The sequence below is a fragment of the Rhodococcus xishaensis genome (assembly GCF_004011825.1).
Lineage (GTDB): Bacteria > Actinomycetota > Actinomycetes > Mycobacteriales > Mycobacteriaceae > Prescottella > Prescottella xishaensis.
Genome location: NZ_RKLO01000004.1, coordinates 438514 through 464736, shown reverse-complemented (window position 1 = coordinate 464736; position 26223 = coordinate 438514). Strand labels below are relative to the sequence as shown.

The following is a 26223-nucleotide window of genomic DNA, read 5'->3' as shown; positions in this document are numbered from 1 at the left end:
GAGACGACCAGCAACACCCACACCCACAAAACAAGGGTGCAGGCCACCAAACAAAAAAATTTGGCACTGACATTCATCGACACACTGTTGAGTTCTCAAAGAACACGCACACACCGAAACCAGGAACCCACAAGTCCCTCACCCCGGGGCACCCCGGCACAGCACAACCACCCCCACAAAAGAAGGGGCGATCCAACCAGCCAGGAAAATCAGGCGCTCCCCGTCCAACCTCGTTTACCCACGCCGATCAAACAAACGATCGCGTCCGGGTCGGTGTCCGTGTCGCTCTGACCCGGAATAAGTTACGCGAACCGCCCACAGAACACCAAATCGCCAGGTCACAGCGGAGGAACGAGGTATTTCGCCCAACCGTCCGTCAGGGCATCTCCATGGTCTCGGCCCTCGCGATTTCGCCTATTGCCGCACGGAGATATCCCTCGGAAGCTGCCTCGGCAGCCGCGAGGAGATCGGCCATCACCAGAACGGCGCTGCGGAGGTAGTCCGCCTGCCCGATCTCCTCGGCATCGTCGCTCATCTCCGTGAGCCCGAGCGAACCGGTGAGGACGGCGGCGAGCGCCTCGACGTCGAGGTCGGGCAGCCATGCGATCGCCGAGCCGGCGACGCGCGTGAGTGCACGCTGGATGTCTTCGCCGGAGAGACCGTCGGGGTGGAGTTCTTCGAGCAGCACCCGGACGACACCGGCGTGGACGATCGTGACCTGTTCGAAGGGCAGGGCGATCAGTTCCTCCACAGCCTCGCTCAGGTGCTCACGCGAGGCCGCGCGGGCAGCCGTGATCGCGTCGTCTGTGGCAACGGCGATCTGACGAGCGGGCATCGGCCAGTCGGCGGGCCAGCTGCTCCCGCTGCGCGGTGTCGAGACCATGCCTGGGATTGTGCCCTAGGCGCGTTCTCCCTCGGCGAGGAGTTCGGCCAGGTGAACGCCCCTTCTCCGGGTGAGATCCGCGATCTGCGTCCGGCACGAGTAGCCGTCCGCGAGCACCACCGTGTCCGGGCCCGCCTGGGCTATCGCCGGCAGGAGCTGGTGCTCAGCGACCGCTACCGACACTTCGTAGTGTCCCCGCTCGACACCGAAGTTTCCGGCCAGCCCACAGCACCCACCGAGCCGCTGCACACCGGCACCCGCCGTTCGCAGCAGCTCGGCGTCCGCACCCCACCCCATCACGGCATGGTGATGACAGTGAGGCTGGGCGACAACCGTTGTGCCGGACAGGTCCGGCGGACTCCAGTCACGACGGTCGCCTAGCAGTTCGGCCAGGGTCCGAGTGGAGTCGGCGACCGCCCGCGCAGCCTCCGTGCCGACGAGTTCGAGACCGTCGGCGCGAAGGACGGCCGTGCACGACGGTTCCATGCCCACGATCGGCGATCCCTCGGCCGCCAGTGTGGATACGGTGCGGCCGAGGATACGGCGGGCGGCGTCGAGCTGACCGGTGGTGATCCACGTCAGTCCGCAGCACTGCCGCTTCGGGGTGAGTCGCGGCCGGAAGCCCGCATCCTCGAGCACCCGAACCGTCGCGATTCCGATCTCGGGTGCGAAGTGGTCGGTGAAGGTGTCGACGAACAGCACCACGGGATCGCCGGTGGTACGGCGCTCGGCGGCGGTCGATGCGTACCAGCGACGGAACGACGTCGGCGCGAATTTCGGGACGTGACGTCGTCGATCGGCACCGCCGAGCGTCAACGCGACCGGGGCCAGGCCGGGAAGCCGGGTCACGGCGTTGACCAGGCGGGGCGCCCGTGCCGCGAGCGCTGCCCAACGGGGCAGCCACCCCAGCGAGTAGTGCGACGCTGGACGCAGGCGCCGGCGGTAGCTCTGATGCAGCACCTCGGACTTGTAGGAGGCCATGTCGACACCCGTGGGACAGTCCGAGGCACAGCCCTTGCACGACAGGCACAACTCGAGCGCGTCGTGCACCTCCGCAGATCGCCAGCCCTCACGCACGAGGCTGCCGTTCACCATCTCCTGCAGGGCGCGGGCGCGTCCGCGCGTCGAGTCCTTTTCCTCACGCGTCGCCAGATAGGAAGGGCACATGACGCCCCCCGAGCCGGTCGTGTCGGCTCGGCACTTCCCGACGCCTGTACAGCGGTGCACGGCCTGCGCGAAGTCGCCGGCGTCGTCGACGTAGGCGAGAGCCAGGTCCCGGCGCAGCGGCGAGGTCTGCGGAACCCGTAGGTCGGCGTCCACCGGACGCGGATCAACGAGCACGCCAGGGTTGAGGATGTTGTCGGGGTCGAAGACGTGCTTGACGGCACCGAACAGCCGCAGCGCGTCGGACGAGTACATGATCGGCAGCAGTTCGCTGCGGGCCCGGCCGTCGCCGTGCTCGCCGGACAGCGACCCCCCGTACCGTGCGACGAGTTCGGCGGCCGCGACGAGGAACCGCCGGAAAACGTCGACGCCGTTCGGCCTGTCCATCGGCAGGTCGAGTCGAATGTGCAGACAGCCGTCAGCGAAGTGCCCGTAGGGCAGGCCGGTGATGCCGAAGTCGGTGAGCAGGGCGTCGAAGTCACGCAGGTAGGGGCCCATCTGGTCGGGCGGTACGGCAGCGTCCTCCCATCCGGCGTAGGCGGGCTTGCCGGCGGGGCTACGTCCGGCCAGACCGGCGCCGTCCTCCCGGATTCGCCACAGTGCGGCGATCCTCGCCGGGTCCTCGACGACGAGCGCATCGATCGCGCCGCATCCCTGTGCGAGGGCGGCCGCTCGCTCGGCGACCTCGTCGTGCGAGTCACCGGCGATCTCGACGAACAGCCATGCCGCGCCCCGCGGCAACGGTGGCGCGGCCTGCGGTCCGCGACGATCACGGACGACGTCGACCAGTCTCGAGTCGATGCCCTCGCAGGCCGTGGGCCCGAATCCGAGGACCGCCATCGAGTCGTCGCCGGCTGACGCGATGTCTGGGTAGCCGAGCACGACCAGCACGCGGTGTGCCGTATCCGGTACGAGACGCACTCTGGCCCGGGTGATGATGCCGAGCGTGCCCTCGCTGCCGACGAGGAACCGGAGGGCGTCGAAGCCGTTCTCCGGCAACAGGTGCTCGAGCGCATACCCGGATGCCTGGCGGCCGAAGCGTCCGAACTCGGTTCGGATGGTGGCCAACCCGGTGTTGGTGAGGTCGCGGAGGCCGTCGAGAACAGGCACGCTTGTCGGAGTGGGTAGCGACAGCGCTTCCCCTGCCCCGGTCAGCAGGTCCACTCCGACGACGTTGTCGGATGTGCGTCCGTATCCGAGAGCCCTTGCACCGCAGGCGTTGTTGCCGATCATGCCGCCGATGGTGCATCGGTTGTGCGTGGACGGGTCGGGGCCGAATCGCAGCCCGTGCGGTGAAGCGGCGAGCTGCAGGGTCGCCTGCACGACGCCCGGTTCGACGACGGCCGTGCGCTCGGCGGGGTCGACCTCGAGCACCCGGTCGAGGTAACGACTGAAGTCGAGAACCACGCCCGGGCCGACCGCGTTGCCGGCGACCGACGTCCCTGCGCCGCGTGCCGTGATCGGGATTCCCTCGGCGCGGCAGACGTCGAGCACCGTCGCGACCTCGTCCGGCGAGCGGGGGCACACCACCACTTCGGGCGGCACCCGGTACAGCGAGGCGTCGGAGGAATACATCGCGCGGGTGGTTCGGTCGTCGCGGACGTCGCGGATTCCCGCGCGGCGCAGCGCGGCGGAGATCGGCGTCCGATCCGGCATACGTGCAGCCTAGTGCGGCGCCGTGAGCACCACCGGGCCGTCGTCGGTGATTGCCACGGTGTGCTCGCTGTGCGCTGCGCGGGCGCCGGTACGCGTCCGCAGCGTCCAGCCATCCGCGTCGTGGTGGTAGTCGCCGGTGCCGTCGGCGATGAACATCGGTTCGATCGCGAGGACGAGACCGGGCTGCAACCGCATGCCCCGCCCGGCCCGGGCCTCGTTCGGAACGTGCGGATCCTCGTGCATGACGCGGCCGATACCGTGGCCGCCGTGGTCGGCGAGCAGCCCGTACCCGAGGCTCCGGGCGTACTCACCAATCGCGGCACCGATATCGCCGAGACGGTTCCCGGGTCGCGCAGCTGCGATCCCGCGTCGGAGCGCCTCATCGGTCGCCGCGACGAGCGCCCGGTCGACGGGATCCACGGCGCCGACGACGAAACTGATCGCCGCGTCGCCACACCAACCATCCAAAGTCGCACCGCAGTCGATGCTTACCAAGTCGGCGTCACGTAGCCGGTAGCTCGACGGAATGCCGTGCACGACGGCGTCGTTCACGGACGCACAGATGACCCCCGGGAAGGGACTCGGTGCCCACTCCGGGTGATAGTTCAGGAACACCGGGCGCGCACCAGCGTCGGCGATGGTTCCCGCGGCGACAGCGTCGAGTTCGAGGAGACTCACACCCTCTTTCGCGTGCACACGCACCGCGGCGAGGGCGTCGGCGACGACCTTGCCCGCAACCCGCATCGCATGGATCTCCGCCTCGGTCTTGAGTTCGACCACTACCCACTACTCCTCTGGTTCGAATAACTATACCGGTATTACTATATGGGTCATGGTGCGTGTGCCGCTGACGGCGGAGGAACTGGAGCGGGGTCAGCGACTCGGCGAGTTGCTGCGGTCCGCGAGGGGCGAGGCGAGCATGGTCCAGATCGCTCTCGACGCCGGGATCTCCGTGGAAACCCTTCGGAAGATCGAGACCGGGCGCATCGCGACACCGGCGTTCTTCACGATCGCCGCCGTCGCGCGTGTCCTCGACATCTCCCTCGACCGCATCACCGCGGCACTCGACACCGGCACGGACAGTCCGGATCGGGCGACTCGGCGCGCATCCTGAGCCGCCCCGGAGGGCGCACTCAGCGACCGGGATGTCCTGCTCGTCCGAATTGCACTGTCCGCTTTGACCGCTGCCCGTTCCAGGACGGTCTCTGTCCGCGATTACCCCCCGCTAGCTGCGGTATTCTCGCGTCTGGCCACCGGCGGCTGCGTGGCGTCCTGCCACACCGTCCTGCGAAGCGGAAGGGGGCGATGTGTGAGCGAGACCCTGAATCTGGCCGACGGGAAGCCCGCAGCCTCGCCGCCTACGGCCCCATCGGCGCCGCCTCGCGCGCGCCGACTCGGTCTCACCTGGGCCGATATCGCCGCCACGGCGTTCTTCGTCGCGCTCGCGGTGTTCGTGCTCTGGCGTCAGTGGTGGCACCTCGGCGACGGCTACCTGGTCACCAGCGGCCAGGACCAGACGATGTGGGAGTGGTTCTTCGCGGTCACCGCACACTCGGTGACGCACCTCGAGAATCCGCTGTCGAGCACGCTTCAGAACTACCCGCTCGGCGTGAACATGATGGCCAACACCGCGATGTTCGGGGTGAGCATCCCCCTCGCGCCGATCACCCTGCTGTTCGGGCCTACCGTCACATTCACCTTCGCGCTCACACTCGGACTGTCCGGCACCGCGACCGCCTGGTACTGGGTACTGTCCCGGCACGTCGTCACCTCGAAGTTCGCCGCCGCCGTCGGCGGCGTGATCTGCGGTTTCGCGCCGGCGATGATTTCCCACAGCAACGGCCACCCCAACTTCGTGGCGCTGTTCCTGCTGCCGTTCATCGCACTGCTGGTTATCCGACTCGGCAGCGGCGACCGTCCCGTCCGCAACGGCGTCTTGCTCGGACTGGTTGTCGCGTACCAGATCCTCCTCGGCGAAGAGCCGTTGCTGATCTACTCGATCGCGTTCATCGTCTTCGGAATCGCCTACGGTGCATCACATCCCGGCGAGGCGATCAGCGCGGTTCGCCGCGGCGCGAAGGGACTGTGCGTGGCCGCCGCTGTCGCGCTCGCGATTGTCGCGGTCCCGCTGTGGTGGCAATTCTTCGGACCACAGAGCTACCGCGTGATCGAACACGGACCGGTCGGCAACGACGCACTCGCGTTCACCCGCTTCCCCACCCAGTCGCTCGCCGGTGACCCCGGATCCGCTGCCGGACTGTCGATGAACGCCACCGAGGAGAATGCGTTCTTCGGCTGGCCGCTGCTGCTGCTCGTCTCGATGACCGCGGTGTGGCTGTGGCGGCTACCGATGGCACGTGCCGCGGCCGCCACCGTCGCCGCCATGGCCGTGCTCTCGATGGGCGTCGAACTGAGGGTCGCCCACAACGACACAGGGATCACACTCCCGTGGACGTGGCTCGGGAAGCTGCCGCTGCTCGAATCGGTCCTCGAATCCCGGTTCGCGATGGGCTGCATCCCGGCCATCGCGATCCTGCTCGCGCTCGGCACCGATCGCGCAATCGCCGCCGGTCGCACCGGACAGCGGCCCATGACCCTGCTGTGGGTGGGCTGGCTTGTCGTGGCACTGTTGCCGCTCGCCCCGGCGCCGGCCGCGCTCGCGGACCGCACCCCTGCCCCTGCCTTCTTCGCCGACGGCACCTGGCGCTCGTACGTGTCCGACGGTTCGGTTCTGATGGTCCCGCCGACCCGGCCCGAGGATGCCAGGGCGCTGCAATGGCAGGTACAGCAGGACTTCGGCTTCCCCCTCGCCGGCGGCTACTTCGTCGGTCCCGCCGGGCCCGAGGCAAAGGGCAAGTACGGACCCGACGACCGGCCGACCTCACTCCTGCTGGGCAGGACGCAGCAGAGCGGGGTCGTCCCACCCGTCGACAGCGCTGCCCGCGCCGACGCGCGCGCGGACGTCGAGTTCTGGGACGCCGACGTCCTGGTGCTGCCACCCGGTAAGAACGACCAAATTCTCCGCACCACCGTCAACCAGCTCCTGGGCATCGACGGCACCCTCGTCGACGGCGTCTGGGTCTGGGACGTGCGGAAACTGACCTGATCCGTTTTGCTCACCTAAAGTCGATGAACGTGCCCGACGTCCTCACCGCTCCAGCCCCGGCTGCCGAACGCGCCTCCAAGAAGGACGTGCGGGTCGCGCGCCTCGTCGCCATCGTCAGCGGGCTGCTCGGCGCGATCCTCGCACTCGCCACGCCGTTCCTTCCCGTCAAGCAGGATGTCGCCACCCTGAGCTGGCCGCAGAACGGTGACCTCACGAGTGTCGAGGCGCCGCTCATTTCGTACACGCCGCAGCAGTTGCACGTGACGATTCCGTGTACCGCCGTCGGACAGCTCGCCGATACGGGCGGAGCGCTGGTCGCCACGGCCCCGCCCCAGGCGGGCCGCGCCGAGGCCGACGGCCTGGTAATCAAGGTCGACGCCGCCACCGGAAGCGATCCGGCGACGCTGCGGGCGATCCTGCGCGACACCGCACTGCTGTCGGTGCCACTCAGCGAGCTGCAGGGCTGCACTGACATTTCCGTGACCTCGGACGCACAGAGCACCGCGGCCACCGTTGCCGGACTTCCTGACGAGCAGACCACGACCATCAGCGGCGACGTCCGTCCCCAGATGGTCGGCATCTTCTCCGACCTAGAGGGCACCCCACCGGCGGGCCTGGACGTGCGTGCCGACCTGGACTCCCGGTTCACCTCGTCCGCCACCTCGATCAAGATCGTCACGATGATCGTCGCGGCGCTGTTGACGATCGTGTCGTTGGTCGCGCTGCACCGCCTCGACGGCGTCGATGGCCGCCGCGCCCGGCGCTTCCTGCCCGCCCACTGGTGGAAGTTCACCGCCGTCGACGGGGTGGTCATCGGCGTCCTGCTGCTGTGGCACGTGATCGGCGCCAACACCTCCGACGACGGCTACCTGCTCAGCATGGCCCGTGTCTCCGAGCACGCCGGGTACATGGCCAACTACTTCCGTTGGTTCGGCGTTCCCGAGGCCCCGTTCGGCTGGTACTACTACGTGCTCGTGCTGTTCGCCGAGGTGAGCACCGCGAGCATGTGGATGCGTCTACCTGCGTTGATCGCCGGCATCCTGTGCTGGATGATCATCAGTCGCGAGGTGATCCCGCGGCTGGGGACGATGGTGCGGCGCAACCCTGTCGCGCTCTGGACCGCCGGCTTGGTGTTCCTGGCGTTCTGGCTGCCGTACAACAACGGTCTGCGCCCCGAACCGATCATCGCACTCGGCGCGCTGCTGACGTGGTGCTCGATCGAACGGGCCATCGCCACCGGACGTGTGTTGCCGGCCGCGATCGCCGTCCTGATCGCCGCGTTCTCCTTGGCCGCCGGGCCCTCCGGCCTGATCGCTGTCGCCGCGCTCGTCGCCGGCGCGAGGTCGATCGTGCAAGCAATCGTCCGACGCAGCCGCGAGGTCGGCGTCCTCGGCCAGATTGCGCCGATCCTCGCGGCGGGAACCGTCGTCCTCGTGGCGGTGTTCGCCGACCAGACGCTCGCTTCGGTCCGCGAGGCCACCCGCGTCCGCACCGCGGTCGGCCCCAACGTGCCGTGGTTCGACGAGCGGGTGCGCTGGGACGCGCTGCTCAGCATCTCCCCCGACGGCTCGCTGGCCCGCCGCTTCGGCGTCTTCGTCATGCTGATGTGCCTGGTGGTGTGCGTGATGATGATGCTGCGCCGCGGTGGCCGCATACCCGGCACTTCTCCCGGGCCGTCCCGCCGCATCCTCGGCATCGTCTTCGCATCGCTGCTGCTGATGAGCTTCACGCCGACGAAGTGGACCCACCACTTCGGCGTGTACGCGGGCCTCGCCGGCTCTCTCGCCGCACTGGCCGCCGTCGCCGTGGCCGGTGCCAGCCTGCGTTCCAAGCGCAACCGGACACTGTTCGCCGCCGGCGTGCTGTTCGTCCTTGCGCTGTCGTTCGCGGGATCCAACGGCTGGTGGTACGTCTCGAGCCTCGGCGTCCCGTGGTGGGACAAGCCGCCGTCCATCGGAGGCAAGGGCTTTTCGACGGCCCTGCTGGGACTCACCGTGCTCGCGTTGCTTCTGGCTGCCTGGTTCCACGTGCGTGAGCCCTACGAGAAGAACCGGCCTGCCGGCAACGGAAACGGGAACGGCAACGGCGGTCGTCGCGCGCGGATCCGACGCTGGTCACCGGCGCCGCTCACGCTGGCTGCCGCCGGCATCGTGCTGTTCGAGGTGCTCTCGCTCATCAAGGGTGCGGTGGCGCAGTACCCGTCCTACTCGATCGCGCTGTCGAACGTGCGCTCGGCCACCGGCAACACGTGCGCACTCGCGGACTACGTGCTGGTCGAGAACGATCCGAACGCATCGATGCTGACGCTGTTGAACCGACCCACCAACCTGTCCGGCGCCGCCGCCTTCGGCGCCACCGAATCGACCGGGTTCACCGCGAACGGCGTGGCCGGCGACCTCACCGCCGACGAGGAAAGCGCCACGACCGGCTTCGCCACCGGCACCGACTCCGACACCGACTCGCAGACGACCTCTACCGGTGGCCGCGCCGGCACCAGCGGCGGCACCGCCGCCAGCGCCGGAGTCAACGGCAGCACCGTGTCGTTGCCGTTCGGCCTGGACCCGGCGACCACACCGATCCTCGGCAGTTATCAGGACGGCGCGCAAGAAACCGCCGATCTCGTCACCGGCTGGTACGGACTCCCCGAACGCAGCGACGACACCCCGATCCTGACGATCGCGGGCGCTGGGCGCATCCACTCCGTCGACGCTGACGGCATCGTCACCGACGGACAGTCACTGGAGGTCGAGTACGGCACCCGCACCGCCGACGGCGGCGTCGATGCACGCGGCCGAATCACCCCGATCGACATCGGCCCGGCACCGTCGTGGCGGAACCTGCGGGTGCCGCTCGATCAATTGCCCGCGGACGCGGATGCCGTCCGCCTGGTGGCGTCCGACACCGGCCTCGCGCCCGACCAATGGCTGGCCGTCACCCCGCCACGCGTGCCACGCATGCAGACCCTGCAGTCCGTCGTCGGCAGCGACGCACCCGTGCTGTTGGACTGGGCGGTGGGCCTGGCATTCCCGTGCCAGCGTCCGTTCGATCACCGCGACGGTATCGCCGAGCCGCCCGAGTACCGGATCATGCCGGACCGACCCGGCGCCGTCGGCACCACCGCGGTGCAGGATGCCATCGGTGGCGGACCGCTCGGCTGGACCTCGCTGCTACTCACGGCGCAGACGGTCCCGGCGTACCTGGCCGGCGACTGGCGCCGCGACTGGGGCTCACTCGAACGGTTCACCCCGATCGACTCTTCAGCCCGGCCGGCGACCGTCGATATCGAGCAGACCACTCGCTCCGGTTTATGGTCGCCCGGCCACATCCGGAACGCACCTCCCGCCTGACCGTTCTGTGAACTAGCTGGGAGCGACCGCTTTTTTTCAGATGACGAAAGGGTCTCGCTACTATCACAGCCGTGGCAGATGTAGTAACAGCCCCGGCGCCCGGCCCCGAAGCCCGCGCTCTACCCCTGGCTTCGACGGTCTCCGACGCGGACTTCCGCAGGGCTCGTCTGATCGCCACCGTGACTGGCCTCCTCGGTCTGCTGCTGGCAGTGGCGACCCCGTTCCTGCCGGTCACTCAGACCGCGGCGACGGTGTCGTGGCCCGAGAACGGGATCGCCGCGAATGTCGAGGCGCCGCTGGTCTCGCAGGTCCCGGTCTCACTGTCGGCGACGATCCCGTGTAGGGCCGTCAACGAACTGCCCCCCGAGGGCGGCATGCTGCTCGCCACCGCGCCCGCACAGGGCGAAGGAGCCGCGCTGAATGCGATGTTCGTGCGCGCCTCGCAGGAGTCCGTCGACGTCCTCGACCGCAACGTCGTCATCGGGTCGGCGCCGCGCTCGGACGTCGCGTCCGGGCAGTGCTCGGAGATAGTCATCACCTCCGACGTCGGGAAGACCAACGCGGAGTTCACGGGCCTGACCAACGACGACGGTGAGACCGTCGGCGGTGGGCTCGTCCACGACTACCGCCCGCAAGTGGTCGGCGTCTTCTCCGATCTCGCCGGCAAGTCCGTGCCGGGGCTGAACTTCACGATGGACGTCGACTCGCGGTTCTCGTCGAGCCCGACCCTGATCAAGCTCGTCGCGATGCTCGGCGCCGTCCTGGCAACGGCCGTGTCGCTGGTTGCACTGCATCGCCTCGACGGGGTCGACGGCCGGCGCGCCCGCCGGTTCCTGCCGACTCGCTGGTGGAAGCTCACCGGCGTCGACGCCGTGGTCGTCGGCACCCTGGTCGGCTGGCACTTCTTCGGCGCCAACACCTCCGACGACGGCTATCTGCTCAACATGGCCCGCGCCTCCGAGAACGCGGGGTACATGGCCAACTACTTCCGTTGGTTCGGCGTTCCCGAGGCCCCGTTCGGCTGGTACTACGAGGTCCTCGCCGCGATGGCGAAAATCTCCACCGCGAGCCCGTGGATGCGCCTGCCCGCACTGATCGCCGCAGTCGTGTGCTGGATGGTGATCAGCCGCGAGGTGGTGCCTCGTCTCGGCCGCGCGGTCCGTACCAACGCCGTCGCGCTGTGGACCGGCGGCCTCGTGTTCCTCGCGTTCTGGTTGCCCTTCAACAACGGTCTGCGCCCCGAGCCGATCGTCGCGGTCGGGGCTCTGCTGACCTGGTGCTCGATCGAGCGCGCCATCGCCACCGGCCGCCTGCTACCCGCCGCGATCGCGGCCCTCATCGGGGCGTTCACTCTCGCGGCGGCGCCGACCGGCCTGATGTGCGTCGCGGCGCTGCTCGCCGGACTGCGCCCGCTCATACGGATCATGGTGCGCCGCAGGCACCAGATCGGCACGGTGTCACAGTTGCTGCCGCTCGCGGCAGCCGGCACCCTCGTCCTGGTCGTCGTGTTCGCCGACCAGACGTTCGCCGCAGTCATGGAGGCCACCCGCGTCCGCACGATCATCGGCCCGAACCTCGAGTGGTACCAGGACTTCCTGCGCTACTACTACCTGTTCGTCCCCACCACCGACGGCTCGCTGACCCGCCGCTTCGCGTTCCTGACGATGCTGCTGTGCCTGTTCACCGTGCTGTTCGTGTTCCTGCGCCGCAGGCGGGTCCCCGGCGTCGCCACCGGACCTTCGTGGCGACTGATGGGCATCGTCTTCGGAACGATCTTCTTCATGATGTTCAACCCCACGAAGTGGACCCACCACTTCGGGGCGTACGCGGGCATCGCCGGCTCGCTGGCAGCGCTGACGGCCGTCGTCGTGTCGGCAAGCGCGCTGCGGTCACGCCGCAACCGCACGGTCTTCGCGGCCGGGTTGCTGATGGTGCTCGCGCTGTCGTTCTCCGGCATCAACGGCTACTGGTACGTCTCGAGCTACGGCGTGCCGTGGTTCGACAAGACCGTCTCCCTCAACGGCCGAGAATCCAACACCCTGTTCCTGGCGTTGTTCGGGCTGTCACTAGCCGTGGTGGCATGGCAGTACCTGCGCGAGGGTTATGCGCCTCCGCCAGCCAAGGCGGGCACCGCCAAGGGCCGACGAATCCGCAAGTTCGCCGCCGCCCCGTTGACCGTCGTGGCCGGCGTGATGGTGCTGTTCGAGGTGCTGTCGATGCTCAAGGGTGCGGTGTCGCAGTACCCCGCATACTCGATCGGTCGCTCCAACGTAGAAGCGCTCGCCGGCAACACCTGCGGCCTCGCTGAGGACGTACTGGTGGAACAAGACCCCAACGTGGGCTCACTCACTCCGGTCTTCGATCCACAGAACCCGCTCGCAGATCCGAACGATCCGCTCGCGGGCGCCAAGCCCGTCGGCTTCACCCCCAACGGCGTCCCCGGCGACCTCACCGCCGACTACATCGAGGTCCAGGCCGGAATGGGCAACACCGACAACCAGAGCGTCGGCCCCGCCTTCGCGACCGGCGCGGGCGCCGGGACCACCGGCGGACAGGGCGCCCGCGGCGTCAACGGCAGCACCGTCAAACTGCCGTTCGGCCTCGACCCTGCCCGCACGCCGGTCCTCGGCAGCTACCAGGAAGGCGTCCAGCAGCAGGCGTCCGTTGTCTCCAGTTGGTACAAGCTGCCCGAACGCAGCGACGATGCACCCCTCATCGTGATCTCGGCGGCCGGACGCATCTGGTCCGTCGACGACACCGGCAAGGCCACCTACGGACAGCCACTCGAGCTCGAATACGGCAAGCAGCAGCCCGACGGCAGCGTCGAGATGCAGGGCAGCTACCTGCCCCGCGACATCGGCCCCGCCCCGTCGTGGCGCAACCTGCGCATCCCGCTCGACGAACTACCCGCCGACGCCGACGTGGTGCGGATCAACGCTTCCGACCCCAACCTCACGGGCGACCAGTGGTTGGCCTTCACGCCGCCACGCGTGCCGAAGCTCGAGACGCTGGGCAACGTCGTCGGCACCGAACAGCCCGTCCTGCTGGACTGGGCCGTCGGATTGCAGTTCCCGTGCCAGCGCCCGTTCGATCACCTCAACGGGGTCGGCGAGATGCCGAACTACCGGATCCTGCCGGACCGTCCGCTTGCCGTCAGCTCCACCGACACCTGGCAGGCCCTCGAGGCCGGCGGGCCCCTCGGCTGGACGGAAATGCTCGCCGGTGCCACCACCGTCCCGACGTACCTGAAGAACGACTGGGCGCGCGACTGGGGCTCCCTGGAGCGGTACAACCGGCACTACCCGGACGCCGAACCCGTCGCCATCGAAACCGAGCAGGTCAACCGCTCGGGACTGTGGTCGCCGGGAACGATGCGCGTGTACGAGCCGTAGTTCCAGGCGGCACCGTCTTCGGGCAACACCGGCGGGAGGATGCCGGATGCCTCTAGCGTCGTGACCATGTTCACCACCGAGATCGAGATCCGCACCGGCTCCTCACCGGTCGTACACGATTTGACGCACGACATCGAGAGGTTCCTCGCGGCGGCGGGCGAGAACAGCGGTCTGTCGCCTGGGCTGTTGCAGGGCCTGTTGCACGTGTGGGTGCCGCACGCTACGGCCGGGTTGGCCGTCATCGAGACCGGCGCCGGAAGCGATGCCGACCTGATCGCGGCCATCGACGAGCTCCTGCCCCGCGATGACCGCTGGCGGCACCAGCACGGCAGCCACGGGCACGGCCGCGACCACGTCTTGCCTGCGTTCGTGCCGCCGCACGCGTCGGTACCGGTCGTCGACGGGACCCTCGCGACGGGGACCTGGCAATCCGTCTGCCTGGTCGACACCAATGTCGATAATCCGGTTCGGCGGGTTCGCTTCAGCTTTCTGCCGGGCTGAACGCAGGAGCCGAAGCCGAAGCGGCCGGGACTCATTCGTCCTTCGGGGGCGTCATCTCCAACCGCACACCGAGGAGGCGCACTTCGCGGGTGTGGTCGAACCGCGCTACGAGCGCGGTCGCCGCGTCGGCAATCACATCCGCGTCGAACGTCGGTGTCGGGAGGGCTTTGCTGGTGCTCCGGGTGACGAAGGGCGCGTAGCGCACCTTCACCGCGACCCGCACCGCTGGACGCTGCTCGGCGACGATGTCTTCGCGTACCCGGGCCGCGAGCCGTTTGATCTCGACCGTGACAGCGGTCCAATCATCGAGGTTCTCCTGGAAGGTCGTCTCCCGACTGTGGGATCGCGCGACCCACGGTTCGGCGGTCACCGGCGAGTGGTCGATCCCCCGGCCGAGGCGGCCGAACCACGGACCCATCGTCGGACCGAACCTGGCCGCGAGGTCCTCATCGGCCGCCGACGCCAACTCACTCACGGTGTTCAAGCCCAGCGCGGCAAGCTTATTCGCGGTCTTGCTGCCAACACCCCAAAGCTCACGAGTGGCTCGCTCCCCCATCACCTCGAACCAGTTCTCGGCCGTCAGCCGGAAAATGCCCCGCGGCTTACCGAAGCCGGTGGCGATCTTGGCGCGCAACTTGTTGTCGCCGATGCCGACCGAGCAGTGCAGACCGGTCGCGTCCAAGACCGCCCTCTGGATCTGGTGGGCGAAGGCTTCGGGGTCCGCGGTGTCGACTCCCAGGAACGCCTCGTCCCAGCCCGTCACCTCGACGACGGCGTCCATCGCGCGGAGCGTGCTCATCACGTCCTCGGAGGACTTCCTGTAGGCCTCAGCGTCGACGGGCAGGAACACCGCGTCGGGGATCTTTCGTGCAGCCGTCCGCAACGGCATCCCCGACCCGACGCCGAATTCACGCGCCTCGTAAGACGCGGTCGACACCACACCCCGCTCGCTGGGATCGCCCCGACCACCCACGATGACGGGGCGTCCGCGCAGGTCAGGGTTGCGCAGCACCTCGACAGCAGCGATGAACTGATCGAGATCGACGTGCAGCACCCACCGACGACCCGACGGAGTGCCCATCGGACCAGTCTGACGCAACAGGGCCCCCTGCTGGTGACGAAACCCGCAGGTTCCGTCGCCGGAGCCGGGTCAGAACGGGAGCAAGTGGTGCTTGCGCGGGTTCTGGAAGACCTTCTTGTCGCGGAGCAGGGTCAGCGCCTTGCGGATCTCGAGGCGGGTGGCCGACGGCTCGATGACGGCGTCGATGTAACCCCGCTCGGCTGCGATGTACGGCGTTGCGACGTGCTCGTTGTAGAAGTTGATGAGCTGCGCGCGGACGGCCGGGGCATTGTCGCCGGCGGCCTCGATCTGCTTGCGCCCGATGATGTTTACGGCGCCCTCGGCACCCATGACCGCGATGCGGGCGGTGGGCCACGCGAGGTTGACGTCGGCGCCGAGCTGCTTGGAACCCATCACCGCGTAGCCGCCGCCGTACGACTTGCGCACCACGACCGTCACCTTCGCGACACTCGCCTCGACATAGGAGAACAGGAACCGGCCACCGCGCTTGATGACGCCGACCTTCTCCTGCTCCACACCGACGAGGAAGCCGGGCGTGTCGACGACGAACACCAGCGGAATGTCGTATGCGTTGCAGACCCGCACGAAGTGCGCGGCCTTGTCCGACGCCGCAGCGTCCAGCGCACCGGACAGGTGCAGCGGCTGGTTGGCGACGACACCGACCGGGCGGCCGTCGACGCGAGCGAACCCGGTGATGATGTTCAGCGCGGTCTGACCGCGGACCTCGAGGAACTCGCCGTCGTCGAAGATCTTGATCAGGATGTCGTGCATGTCGTAGCCGGCGTTGTCGGCGTCGGGCATGAACGAGTCGAGCGAGAGATCGTCCTGAGTGACCTCCGACTCGAGGCCCGGGTTGATGACCGGGGGCTTCTCGGTGCAGCTCGACGGCATGTAGCTCAGGTACTGACGCGCGTACTCGAACGCGGACTTCTCGTCGGGCGCGACGTGGTGCACGTTTCCGTATTCGGCCTGGTGGCGGGCGCCGCCCAGCTCGTCGAGGCTGACGTCCTCACCGGTAACGGACTTGATGACGTCCGGCCCGGTGACGAACATGTACGACTCTTCGGTCGCGATCACGATGTCGGTGTTGATCGGCGCGTACACCGCTCCGCCGGCGCACTTGCCGAGGATGATCGAGATCTGCGGGCACATGCCCGACAGCGGTTCCTGGCGCCGGCCCATCTCCGCGTACCACGCGAGCGAAGTCACCGCGTCCTGGATGCGCGCACCCGCGGACTCGTTGATGCCGACGACGGGGCAGCCGATCTTGATCGCGAAGTCCATGATGGCCGCGACCTTTCGGCCGAAGATCTCACCGGCCGCGCCGCCGAAGACGGTCTGGTCGTGCGCGAACACGGCAACCGGACGTCCGTCGACCAGGCCGTGACCGGTGACGACACCGTCGCCGTACGGATTGGACTCGTCGCCGGGCTGACGGGCGAGCTGCCCGGTCTCGACGAAAGTGCCCGGATCGAGCAGCATCGCAATCCGCTCGCGCGGCGTGGGCAAGCCCTTCTCCTGGCGCCGCTGGATCGCCTTCGGGTTGCCGGGGGCCTTCGACTTCTCGAGCTTGTCGTGCAGTTCCGCGAGCTTCTGCGCGGTGGTGGTGCTCACTCGGTGCTCCGCTTCTCGATGTCGGCCAACTTGTTGGACAGGTCCGCGCCGACCTTGGTGATGTACGGCTCGTCGACGATCTGAATATGGTCGCCCCCGATGTAGACGACCTCCAAGTTCTTTGCCGCGTCACCCCAGCCACCGTCGGGCTGTCGGGTGCCGAACGCAGGCTCGAGAGCGATGGCGTCGTCGTGGTAGCTGTCCGCCATGTACAGCACGACGTCACCGTCGTACGGGTTCACTTCGGCCGTCTGGATGGCCCGGTTGTCGAGCCAGGACGTGCGCTGGTGCTCGATGATGCCGCCGGGGATCTTGGCTCCGCTCAGCTTCAGCAGGTCCATGAGGAGCTGGATCTGCTCCTCGTCGCTGCCGGCCGCCGCCAGCTGATCGAACGGCAGGGGGGCGTCGACGCCGTACGTCTTCTTCGCGAACTTCGCGTACCGCTGCCAGCGTGCCCGGATCTCCTCCGGGGTGTCCTCGACTTTCTCTCCCGCCATCACGGTGTCGATCAGGCCGACGACACGGACATCGGCGCCCTCCTCGCGCAACTGGCGTGCAACCGCGTAGGCGAGCACGCCGCCGAGTGACCAGCCGGCGAGCACGTACGGCCCGTCCCCCTGGATCTCGCGCAGCAGCGGCACATACGCCTTGGCGCGCTCTTCGATCGGGCCCTCGACCCGCTCGAGTCCGTACATCGGGGTGTGCGCGGGCAGGCGCTTCAGCAGTGGTTCGTAAGCCACCGTCGAGCCGCCGGCCGGGTGGAACACGAACACCGGCACGGCGTCCGAACCTTCGGCGCGCGCCCGCAGCGTGCGGACGAGCCCGTCGATCCTCTCGCCGTCCTCGAGGTGCTGGCGCACCGTCTCGGCCAGCTGCTCGATGGTTCCGGCGCCCCGGACGTCGTCGAGAGTGATCTCGCCACCGGCGCGCTCGGTGAGACGCGTGGCCATCTTCTCGGCGGTCTCGTCATCGAGGGTCGGCAAGGTCGCGAAGATGCTCTTGGCGGACTTGCCGGTGACGACGGCCCAGGTCGCGAACGTCAGTCGCTCGGCCGCATCCCGGGGCGGCACGTCGATGCCACCGGATTCGGCGTCACCGGATTCGGCTGGGGCGTCGATGGTCTCGGCGGGTACGGGAGCTGAGAGGTCTCCAGACTCACCGGCCTGCTGCTGCTCGGCCAGCGCCTGCACCTCCTCGCGGTTCTCCACCGCGTAGCGCAGGTACTTCGCGACATCGTGCAGGCTCGCGTCCTTCACCGCCGCCAACTGCAGTTGCGGGATGTCGAACTCGTACTCGACGCGGTTCTTGATCCGTACCGCCATCAGCGAGTCCAGACCCAGCTCGATCAGTGGAATCTCTCCCGGCAGATCCTCGGGCGCGTAGCCCATGGACTCCGCCACGATCAGAGTCAGTCGATCCTCGAGGCTCTGCGAACCCTCCGGGTCCCACCGGTCGCCGTGGACCTCGGCGGGCTCGTCCGCGACCTCGTCCGACACGGTCGGCTTCGCGGGGACAGCGGCGACCACAGGCTCGGGTAGTGCCTCACCGGACGACACGACCGCGTCGTAGAGCAACGTGAACGCATCTCCGTGCGAATTCCCCGTCGCTCCGCTCGCCCGGCCCTTGGCGTGGACCTGCACGGAGGCACCCCCGAGGTGCGGTACCAGCGTCGTGGTCAGGGTTCCCGTCGACGGCACCTCACCGTGCGCGACGGCACCGGTCAGCGCGACATCGGCGAACAACTGCGACGCCGCCTCAGTCACCAGAGCGCCCAGGTCGGACACGGCGGACGCCTGCACCTCCCAGGCGTGCCGGCCGTCCGGAAGTGCGACGTGCGCACCGGGGACGCGGGTGTTGCCCGAGGACGACACGCGCACGTCGATCCAGTGCCGCTTGCGCAGGAACGCGGTCCGCGGCAGCTCCGCGAAGGCGCCGGCCGGCAGCAGCGACGGCAGGTCGACCGCGTGGCCGTGGACATACAGCTGCGCGAGCGCGGTGAGCACCCCGAGCGGCTCGTCCTCCTTGCGCTTGAGCGTCTGGATCAGCTGCGTGTCAGCGACGCCGGCTGCCCACGCGGTGGCGGCGACGGACATCAGCGTGACCGGGTTCGGCGCGAGTTCGACGAAGGTCGTATGCCCGGCGTCGACGGCATTCTTGACCGCGTTCGTGAAGTAAACGCTGTGACGCAGCCCCTTGGTCCAGTACTCGACCGGATGGATCGAGTCGTGCCCCGCCGGGTAGAACGCGTCCTGGTCGACCGACGAGTAGACACCGACCTTCAGTTTGTGCGGCTCGATACCGGCCAGCTCGGCCGCGAGTTCCCCGAGCAGCGGGTCGACCTGAGACGTGTGGCTCGCGCCCTTCGTCTGCAGCACCCGAGCCATCTTCTCCTCGGCTTCGGCACGCGTGACGATCGCGTTCACCTCGGCCTCGGGGCCGCCGATCACTGTGTGGGTAGGCGCCGCGTAGACGCAGACCTCGAGGTTCGGGAAGTCCGGCAGCACCTGCTCGATCTCGGTGGCGCTGTACTCGACCAGCGCCATCAGGCGGATGTCGTCGCCCGAGAGCAGGCCCTCGGCCTCGCCCATGATCCGCGAACGCGCGGTGATGACGCGGACGGCATCCTCGAGCGACAGACCACCCGAGACATATGCGGCAGCGGCCTCGCCCATCGAGTGCCCGACCAGCGCAGACGCGTCCGCGCCGTAGTGACGCAGCGTCTTTGCCAACCCGACCTGGATGACGAAGATGCCGACCTGAGCGGTCTCGACGTCGTATTCGACCGAGTCGTCGAGGAACTTCTCCTTCATGGAGTAGCCGGACTCGTCCTCGATCAGCGCGTCGACCTCGTCGACGGCGGCCGCGAACACCGCGTTCTCCAGGTACAGCTGCTTTGCCATCTTGCGGTGCTGCGAGCCGAAGCCGGAGAACACCCAAACCGGCCCCTTCGTGGCGGGCGCGTCTGCGGTCAGCACTCCCGGCGCGGGCTTGCCGGCGGCGACTGCGCGGAGTCCGGTGACGGCCTCAGCGTGGGTCTTGGCGACGACGACTGCCCGAGACCGGCCGTGGCTGCGCTTGGCGAGGGTACGAGCGACGTCGGCGAGCGGCGTGCGGCTGCCCTCCTCGCTCTCGAACCAATTCGCCAGATCCTCTGCGGCTCGGCGGCGGCGCGACGGCATCGCCGCCGATACCGGCAGCAAGACGGCGGTCGGGGCCGCCTCCGCCTGCGCCTCGGCGAGCCCGACCGACTCGGCGGCGTTCGCGAGCATCCGCGCGGCCTCGGACTCGATCGTGGTGCTCTCGTAGTCGAGGTCGATCCCCGCGACCTCCGGGCTGTCGGCGGCGGGCGCTGGATCCGGGTCCTTGCGGTACTCGCGGACCACGACGTGCGCGTTGGTGCCGCCGAAGCCGAAGCCCGACACGCCCGCGACGGCTTTGCCTGTGTAGCGCGGCCACGGCGTCGCCTCGGGGATGACCTGCAGATGCGCCTTGTCGAACTGGATGTAGGGATTGGGGCCCGCGTAGTTGAGCGACGCCGGGATGACGTCCTCCTGCATCGCGAGCACGACCTTGATCAGGCCAGCGGCACCCGCCGCCGCCTCGAGGTGGCCGAAGTTGGTCTTGGCCGAGCCCAGCAGGGCCGGCATTTCGGCGTCGCGGCCGCGTCCGACGACACGACCGAGCGCGTCCGCCTCGATCGGATCGCCGAGGATCGTGCCGGTGCCGTGGGCCTCGATGTAGTCGACACCGGACGGCACGATGCGCGCGTCCCGGTAAGCGTGTCGAAGGCAGTCGGCCTGTGCGTCCGGGTTCGGTGCCAGCAATCCGTTGGACCGGCCGTCCTGATTGACGGCGGAACCGGCGATGACAGCGAGGATCGTGTCACCGTCCCGCTCGGCGTCCTCGAGCCGCTTGAGCACGACCACGCCGCCGCCCTCGGCGCGGACGATGCCGTCCGCGTCGGACGAGAACGCCTTGATCTTGCCGTCCTCCGTGAGGACACCGCCCTGATCGAAGCCGAGAGTGGCGGGCGGGGCGATCAACATGTTGACGCCGCCGGCGAGGGCCAGTTCGGACTCACCCGAGCGGAGACTGCTCACCGCCTGATGCACCGCGACCAGCGACGACGAGCAAGCGGTGTCGAGCGCCACCGACGGACCTCGGAAGTCGAAGAAGTACGATACGCGGTTCGCGACGATCGAGGTCGACGTACCGGTCAGCGCGTATGGATGCGCCGTCGCCGGATCGCTCACCGCGAGCAACTGGTAGTCGTTGGCCGACGAGCCGAGGAACACGCCGACGTCACGGCCCTTGAGCTCGTTCGCCGGTATGTGGGCGTGCTCGAGCGCCTCCCAGCTCAGTTCGAGCGCGAGCCGCTGTTGAGGGTCAACGTTCTGGACCTCGAGCGGCGACATCGCGAAGAACTCCGCGTCGAAACCCTGCACGTCGTCCAGGTAGCCACCCTTGGTCGCGGCCTTCTCGATCGCGTTGGCCACGTACGGATCAGCGGCGAACTCGGTCCAACGACCCTCGGGTAGGTCGGAGACCCCGTCGCGCTCCTCGATCAGCAGGTTCCACATTTCCCGAGGAGTGTGGCCGGCACCCGGAAAACGGGTCGACAGACCTACGATCGCGATGTCGTGCGACTGCCCGGCCGGGACGCCTCGGTAGTACGCGCCATCATCGACGTCCTCGGGTGCGTCCGGTTCCCCCTCGATGATGCGGGTGGCCAGCGAGGCGATGGTCGGGTGCTGGTACGCGACCGTGGCGGAGAGTGTGACACCCACGAGATCCTCGATCTCACCTGACAGTGCGACAGCGTCGCGTGAGGAGATTCCGAACTCCTCCATAGGTCGATCGTCGGATATCGCTGAGGCCGGTTGCCCGGTGGCCTCTGCGATCCAGTTGCGCAGCCATTCGCGCAGCTGCGCGACCGTCATCTCGTGTTCAGCCATCAACTCACCAAGATCTCCGTTTAGGAAATGGACTCAGTCGGAAACGCTATCCGGGAAAGCGGTCTGGGCGTGACCACCACGCAGCGTCCCCTCGACGTAGGCCGATTTGCATGCTCGACGAGCCAGCTTGCCACTGGACGTGCGAGGAATCGACCCGGCCGGAACCAACAGCACGTCGCGGGCGGTGACGCCGTGGCGCGACGAGATGGCCGCGCGGACGGTGTCCGCAATCGGTTGCGGATCGGCCTTGCCGGCACCCGGCGCTCGCTCCGCGACGATGACGAGCTGCTCGGACGCGTCGTCCGGATCGAACTGCAGCCCCGAGTGCGAATTCTCGAACACCTGGGCGGGCAGCTGGTTCGCAGGCACCGCGAACGCGGCGACGAAGCCGGGGCGCAGCGCGGAGCTGGCCTCTTGCGCGGAGTACTCGAGATCCTGCGGGTAGTGGTTGCGGCCGTCGACGATCACCAGGTCCTTGACGCGGCCAGTGATGTACAGGTCGCCCTCGAAGTAGACGCCGTAGTCACCGGTGCGCAGCCAGTTGGCGTCGTGAGGTGCGCCATCGGCATGCGTGGTCCCCGGGAGCCGCTCGAGCAGCTTGTTGTGGAACGTCTCGGCCGTTTCCTGCTCACGACCCCAGTAGCCCTGTCCGACGTTGTCGCCGTGCAGCCAGATCTCGCCGACGTAGCCATCGGGTCGCTCGGATGCAGAGTCCGGATCGACGATCGCAGCCCACTGGCTGCGAGCGACGGAACCACAGGCGACCTGCGCGACGGCGCCCGGCGCGTCCTGATCGACCCGCACCATGCGGCCGGCATTGAGTTGGTCGCGATCGACGTAGACGACCTTGGCCTCTTCGTCAGGATGCGTGGTGGAGACGAACAGGGTCGCCTCCGCCATGCCGTACGACGGCTTGATCGCCGTCTTGGGCAGACCGTAGGGCGCGAACGCGTCGTTGAACTTGCGCATGGACGAGACCGTTACCGGCTCGCTGCCGTTGATCAGACCGATGACATTGCTCAGGTCGAGGTGCTCGCCATTCTTCGGCAGACCACGAACCGCAGCGTGTTCGAACGCGAAGTTGGGTGCCGCAGCGTAGGTGCCGGCGCCGTCCGAGATTGCGGCAAGCTCACGGATCCATCGGTGCGGCCGCTGCACGAACGCGCGGGGGCTCATGATCGTGATGTACTGGCCGCCCAGCGCGGGCAGGATCACCGTCAACAGGCCCATGTCGTGGTAAAGCGGCAGCCAGGTGACGCCGCGCGAATCGACGGTGAGCCCGAGCGAGTCGACCATCTGGAGAACATTCGTGGCGACACCGCGATGGGTGATCTCGACACCAGCCGGTGTACGCGTGGAACCGGAGGTGTACTGCAGGTATGCGATGTCGTCGAGGCCGACCTCCGGGCGCATCCACGTGTCGCCGACGCTGTCCGGGATTGCGTCGACAGCGATGATTCGGGGCCGCTTGGAGGCGGGCAGCGAACGGAAGAACTGACGCACACCGGCCGCGGACGATGTGGCGGTGAGGATCGCGGCCGGCTCACAGTCACCGAGGACAGCGCGCAGACGGTCCGTATGTCCAGGCTCGTCCGGATCGAACAGCGGCACCGCGATGCGGCCGGCGTGGATGGCGGCGAAGAAGGAGGTGACGTAGTCGAGACCCTGCGGCGCGAGGATTGCGACCCGATCGCCGTACTGAGTGACCTGCTGCAGCCGCGCCGCTACCGCGCGAAGGCGCAGCCCGAACTGACCCCACGTGAGCTCGTGCACCTCACCGTCTCGCTCTCGCGAGTAATCGATGTAGCGGTACACCAGATCGCCTGCATTGTTACGCGTGTGTTCGTCGACATAGTCGACCAGCGTATGACCCGGGATGAGCCGGATCTGGCCCTGTTCGTCGAGATAGTCGTCGAACATCGCGATCATTCCTTCTCCTGTAGAAGCGATCACACAACCATCAGCCAACATGATTGCGCTCCAGACTTCCTTCGCCACGAGGATTAATTTGCATTGTCACTTCTCCGTCGGTACTGCCTGCTATTCGGTACTGCCTGCTTGTTCTTTGCTGTTCGTCCCTGCGTGTGCCCCGTTGCAGCGACACTCAGCCGCCCGGACGCAGACAACGCACCTACGAGTCAGTCCATCGGCTCGAAACCAGCAACATGTTACAGATGCGCATCGGCCCATTCGCCCCGGAGCAGCGGAACTGCTGGCGCGAATGCGTCGACGCGGACGCCTGTAACTGGGTCGGGAACACGCCCACATATGACATCGACGTCTTCTCCCGCTCGTTACGGATCTCGTCCGCGATTTGGTCATATGTACCGATCGCCCGATAAGACGAGTCGAGGTTCTGCTCGACCGGCAACTTGACGTCCACCGCGCTGTACGACCGGAAACGCTGCTCGAGTGCCGCTAGCGCCATCCCTGCCGCCTGCTCGTGGTCGTCGGTAGCCATGATCATCGTGATGGTCCAATTGAGCTCGATGTCCTCGAATTGATCGCCGACGGCATCGCAGATCCGTTCGGCGCGCTTACTCGTTCTCTCCATAGTGACGCCTGACGGATGGTGGCGCCGGACAACACCGTGCGGCCGTCGGCGATGGTCGGGGGCGCCACCCGGCGTACTTGGCCGCCAGTGGAACTCATCTAGCCTTCTTCCTCATTTCACGCATGCCGACGTGGATGACGCCTTTCGGGCGCCAACCCACCAAGCATAGGGGCCTGCTCTTGCGCCCGTCGTCGAGCAACGAGGTCGGACATTACCGCCCTCGTATCGCTCTGGTAGCGGCTTTCAGCAGACTCCGAGCACACTCCGGGCAGACTCCGAGCAGACTCCCAGCTGAGTGGAGAAGGGAAGTCGCACTATTCGTGCGCAGGCGTCGGGGCCTCGTCGATCTTCCCAGCCGCCCAGTTCGTGACCCACTGTGTCGCGGTCGTCCCATTGCCGTCGACGACGAACGAGTTGTACTGCGCATGGGCCGGGTTGTTGTAGTACTCGCCGAGCCGGGCAGCACTGCTGAGCCAGTTCCCGGGCTTGAGGGCCTCAACGGGTGCGTCACAGATGCCGTCACTGGGCGCGCAGATCTGCACGACCCTGTCCGTCAGAGAACCGAAGCCTCCTGGCCGGGCACCGGTCATCGTGATGCCCGGGAGCTTGAGCCCGTCCAGCGAGAGTTCGGCTCCGACACCGACGACTGGGGGCCCAATGGTCGGTGCAGCGGCCGGGTCGCGACGTCCGTCGGCGATCAGGCCCACGCCGAGTACTAGTTCCGACGACACCGGGCCGTCTCCGGCGCCGATTCGGGCCGCGACATCGCCTGCGATCACCGCGCCCTGCGAGAACCCCGTGAGCAGATAGGTCGTCAGCGGGCACTCGGCGTGCCGGCGCTCGATGACGTCCATCGTCGCCGCCGTCCCGGCCGCGCGGGAGTTGTTGTACGACTCCTGGCCGTCCGGCGGAAACGCGACCGGGTTCGAGAACTGCGCCACATACGGAACCGTGTAGACGTCAGCGCGTTGAGGCGAGAACATCTCCTGCAGCGGCCGCGAGACATTGAGCATGAGCGACGCCGGGTTCGACGAAGGGTCGTGCGGGTCGTCGGTGGCGCTCGATTCCCAGGTGCCGGGCACCGAGATCACCTGCACGTCCGGGCAGTGCGCCGGCTGCGCGCTCGGCGGCAGTGGTCCCGGCGGTGTCGGGGGCGTCGGTGGCGGAACCCGCCCCGCCAATAGGTACCAGATCGCCAGGAGCAGCAGGACGAGTATCAGGATCGCCACGACGACGATTCCTGAGCGCCTACGCCCCCGGCTCCCGGACTTCCGCGTTCCGCGGCCGCTGACAGACATAGGTCGCTTTACTGGTTGCAGTACTCGGCCTTCGCCAAGCGGATGTAGATCTCAGCGTTCTTGCCGGCCTGCTCCGGCGTCAGTTCCTGTCCCGCCGCGCTCGCCTCGCTGCCGACTGCAGCGGTGACGAACGTCGTGACAGCGGCGTCCGAGCCGCCCTGCTGCTGGGCCGCGCAGATGTAGTCGGCCGTGGACAGAGCGATCACGCCGTCCCCCGCGGGCGTGATGCCCTCTCGCTTCAGAGCGTCCAGAAACGCCTGACCACTCGAAGAGACCGCGATCTCGGTGGGACCGGGGAAGTCGCTCGGCAAAGCCTGCGGCTGCTCGTCCAACGCGTCGTTCATGGACTGCTCGTCCATGGGCTCCTGAGCCTCGTCCGTCATACCGTCCGTCTCCGGCGCCGTCGAGGGGCTCTGCGCCGCTGCCGTGGTCGTCGGGGACCCCGTAGCTGACGAGTCGTTGCCACAGGCGACGAGCAGGCCACCGGCCACGAGGCTCAGCGCGCCGACGGCCAAGTTGCGGGCCAGCGCGGAACGCGCGGATTTGGGGCGGGGGAAGTGCGACATATCGGTCCTCGGGATTGCTGTGTCGTGTCGTATCGGAACAAGTACTGATTTCGGACTCTTGAAACAGGCTACAGATGACGGGCGGGCGGCGACCGGATCGTGAATC

General features: G+C 67.9%; 14 protein-coding genes and 1 pseudogene. 5 read left to right on the top strand and 10 right to left on the bottom strand.

Annotated features, from left to right (window positions below; genetic code table 11):
* Positions 1–376: 376 nt before the first annotated feature.
* From EGT50_RS12170 to map, 3 genes are read right to left on the bottom strand one after another with little or no spacing between them, the layout of a single operon-like run.
* Positions 377–883 (bottom strand): hypothetical protein, encoded by a 507-nt coding sequence (locus tag EGT50_RS12170; RefSeq protein WP_127954861.1) that lies wholly within the window; start codon positions 881–883, stop codon positions 377–379.
* A gap of 15 nt (positions 884–898) precedes the next feature.
* Positions 899–3703, bottom strand: coding sequence for an FAD-binding and (Fe-S)-binding domain-containing protein (locus EGT50_RS12165; protein ID WP_127954859.1), 2805 nt, complete (start codon positions 3701–3703; stop codon positions 899–901).
* A 9-nt stretch (positions 3704–3712) separates the two neighbouring features.
* The gene (map, locus tag EGT50_RS12160; protein ID WP_127954857.1) at positions 3713–4483 is read right to left on the bottom strand and encodes a type I methionyl aminopeptidase; all 771 of its coding nucleotides are present in this window, start codon (positions 4481–4483) and stop codon (positions 3713–3715) included.
* A 52-nt stretch (positions 4484–4535) separates the two neighbouring features.
* Between map and EGT50_RS12155 the strand changes: the two genes are divergently transcribed.
* The 5 genes from EGT50_RS12155 (at position 4536) to EGT50_RS12135 (ending at position 14049) form a co-directional block, all read left to right on the top strand.
* The gene (locus EGT50_RS12155) at positions 4536–4817 is read left to right on the top strand and encodes a helix-turn-helix domain-containing protein (RefSeq protein WP_127954856.1); all 282 of its coding nucleotides are present in this window, start codon (positions 4536–4538) and stop codon (positions 4815–4817) included.
* Positions 4818–5012: 195 nt separating this feature from the next.
* Positions 5013–6809, top strand: a complete 1797-nt coding sequence (locus EGT50_RS12150; RefSeq protein WP_127954855.1) for a glycosyl transferase — start codon at positions 5013–5015, stop codon at positions 6807–6809.
* A gap of 23 nt (positions 6810–6832) precedes the next feature.
* On the top strand, positions 6833–10156 hold the full coding sequence (locus tag EGT50_RS12145) for an arabinosyltransferase domain-containing protein (RefSeq protein ID WP_127954853.1): 3324 nt from the start codon (positions 6833–6835) through the stop codon (positions 10154–10156).
* A 125-nt stretch (positions 10157–10281) separates the two neighbouring features.
* Complete coding sequence (locus EGT50_RS12140) at positions 10282–13548, top strand: arabinosyltransferase domain-containing protein (protein WP_235870731.1); 3267 nt, start codon at positions 10282–10284, stop codon at positions 13546–13548.
* A 66-nt stretch (positions 13549–13614) separates the two neighbouring features.
* Positions 13615–14049: a YjbQ family protein gene (locus EGT50_RS12135; protein ID WP_127954849.1), complete on the top strand. Its 435-nt coding sequence runs from the start codon at positions 13615–13617 to the stop codon at positions 14047–14049.
* Between the two features lie 31 nt (positions 14050–14080).
* Here EGT50_RS12135 and EGT50_RS12130 read toward each other — a convergent pair whose 3' ends face one another.
* The 7 genes and pseudogenes from EGT50_RS12130 to EGT50_RS12100 form a co-directional block, all read right to left on the bottom strand.
* The gene (locus tag EGT50_RS12130; RefSeq protein ID WP_127954847.1) at positions 14081–15130 is read right to left on the bottom strand and encodes a DNA polymerase IV; all 1050 of its coding nucleotides are present in this window, start codon (positions 15128–15130) and stop codon (positions 14081–14083) included.
* Between the two features lie 69 nt (positions 15131–15199).
* Positions 15200–16744, bottom strand: a complete 1545-nt coding sequence (locus tag EGT50_RS12125) for an acyl-CoA carboxylase subunit beta (RefSeq protein WP_127954845.1) — start codon at positions 16742–16744, stop codon at positions 15200–15202.
* Positions 16741–21684, bottom strand: coding sequence for a polyketide synthase Pks13 (gene pks13 / locus EGT50_RS12120; RefSeq protein WP_127954940.1), 4944 nt, complete (start codon positions 21682–21684; stop codon positions 16741–16743). Before pks13 ends, EGT50_RS12125 begins: the two co-directional genes overlap by 4 nt.
* A 48-nt stretch (positions 21685–21732) precedes the next feature.
* Positions 21733–23628 (bottom strand): long-chain-fatty-acid--AMP ligase FadD32, encoded by a 1896-nt coding sequence (gene fadD32 / locus EGT50_RS12115; RefSeq protein WP_127954842.1) that lies wholly within the window; start codon positions 23626–23628, stop codon positions 21733–21735.
* Positions 23629–23867: 239 nt separating this feature from the next.
* A pseudogene (locus tag EGT50_RS12110) lies at positions 23868–24265 on the bottom strand (LLM class F420-dependent oxidoreductase); the annotation flags it as partial.
* Between the two features lie 302 nt (positions 24266–24567).
* On the bottom strand, positions 24568–25551 hold the full coding sequence (locus EGT50_RS12105; RefSeq protein ID WP_127954838.1) for a cutinase family protein: 984 nt from the start codon (positions 25549–25551) through the stop codon (positions 24568–24570).
* Between the two features lie 8 nt (positions 25552–25559).
* Positions 25560–26117 (bottom strand): DUF732 domain-containing protein, encoded by a 558-nt coding sequence (locus tag EGT50_RS12100; RefSeq protein WP_127954836.1) that lies wholly within the window; start codon positions 26115–26117, stop codon positions 25560–25562.
* Between the last annotated feature and the right edge of the window lie 106 nt (positions 26118–26223).

Excerpts from the sequence above, each read along its gene's own strand:
- EGT50_RS12170 (WP_127954861.1), bottom strand. The coding sequence starts at position 883 with ATGGTCTCGACACCGCGCAGCGGGAGCAGCTGGCCCGCCGACTGGCCG.
- EGT50_RS12165 (WP_127954859.1), bottom strand. The coding sequence starts at position 3,703 with ATGCCGGATCGGACGCCGATCTCCGCCGCGCTGCGCCGCGCGGGAATC.
- EGT50_RS12155 (WP_127954856.1), top strand. The coding sequence starts at position 4,536 with ATGGTGCGTGTGCCGCTGACGGCGGAGGAACTGGAGCGGGGTCAGCGA.
- EGT50_RS12145 (WP_127954853.1), top strand. The coding sequence starts at position 6,833 with ATGAACGTGCCCGACGTCCTCACCGCTCCAGCCCCGGCTGCCGAACGC.
- EGT50_RS12135 (WP_127954849.1), top strand. The coding sequence starts at position 13,615 with ATGTTCACCACCGAGATCGAGATCCGCACCGGCTCCTCACCGGTCGTA.
- EGT50_RS12130 (WP_127954847.1), bottom strand. The coding sequence starts at position 15,130 with ATGGGCACTCCGTCGGGTCGTCGGTGGGTGCTGCACGTCGATCTCGAT.
- pks13 (WP_127954940.1), bottom strand. The coding sequence starts at position 21,684 with ATGACGGTCGCGCAGCTGCGCGAATGGCTGCGCAACTGGATCGCAGAG.
- fadD32 (WP_127954842.1), bottom strand. The coding sequence starts at position 23,628 with ATGATCGCGATGTTCGACGACTATCTCGACGAACAGGGCCAGATCCGG.
- EGT50_RS12105 (WP_127954838.1), bottom strand. The coding sequence starts at position 25,551 with ATGTCTGTCAGCGGCCGCGGAACGCGGAAGTCCGGGAGCCGGGGGCGT.
- EGT50_RS12100 (WP_127954836.1), bottom strand. The coding sequence starts at position 26,117 with ATGTCGCACTTCCCCCGCCCCAAATCCGCGCGTTCCGCGCTGGCCCGC.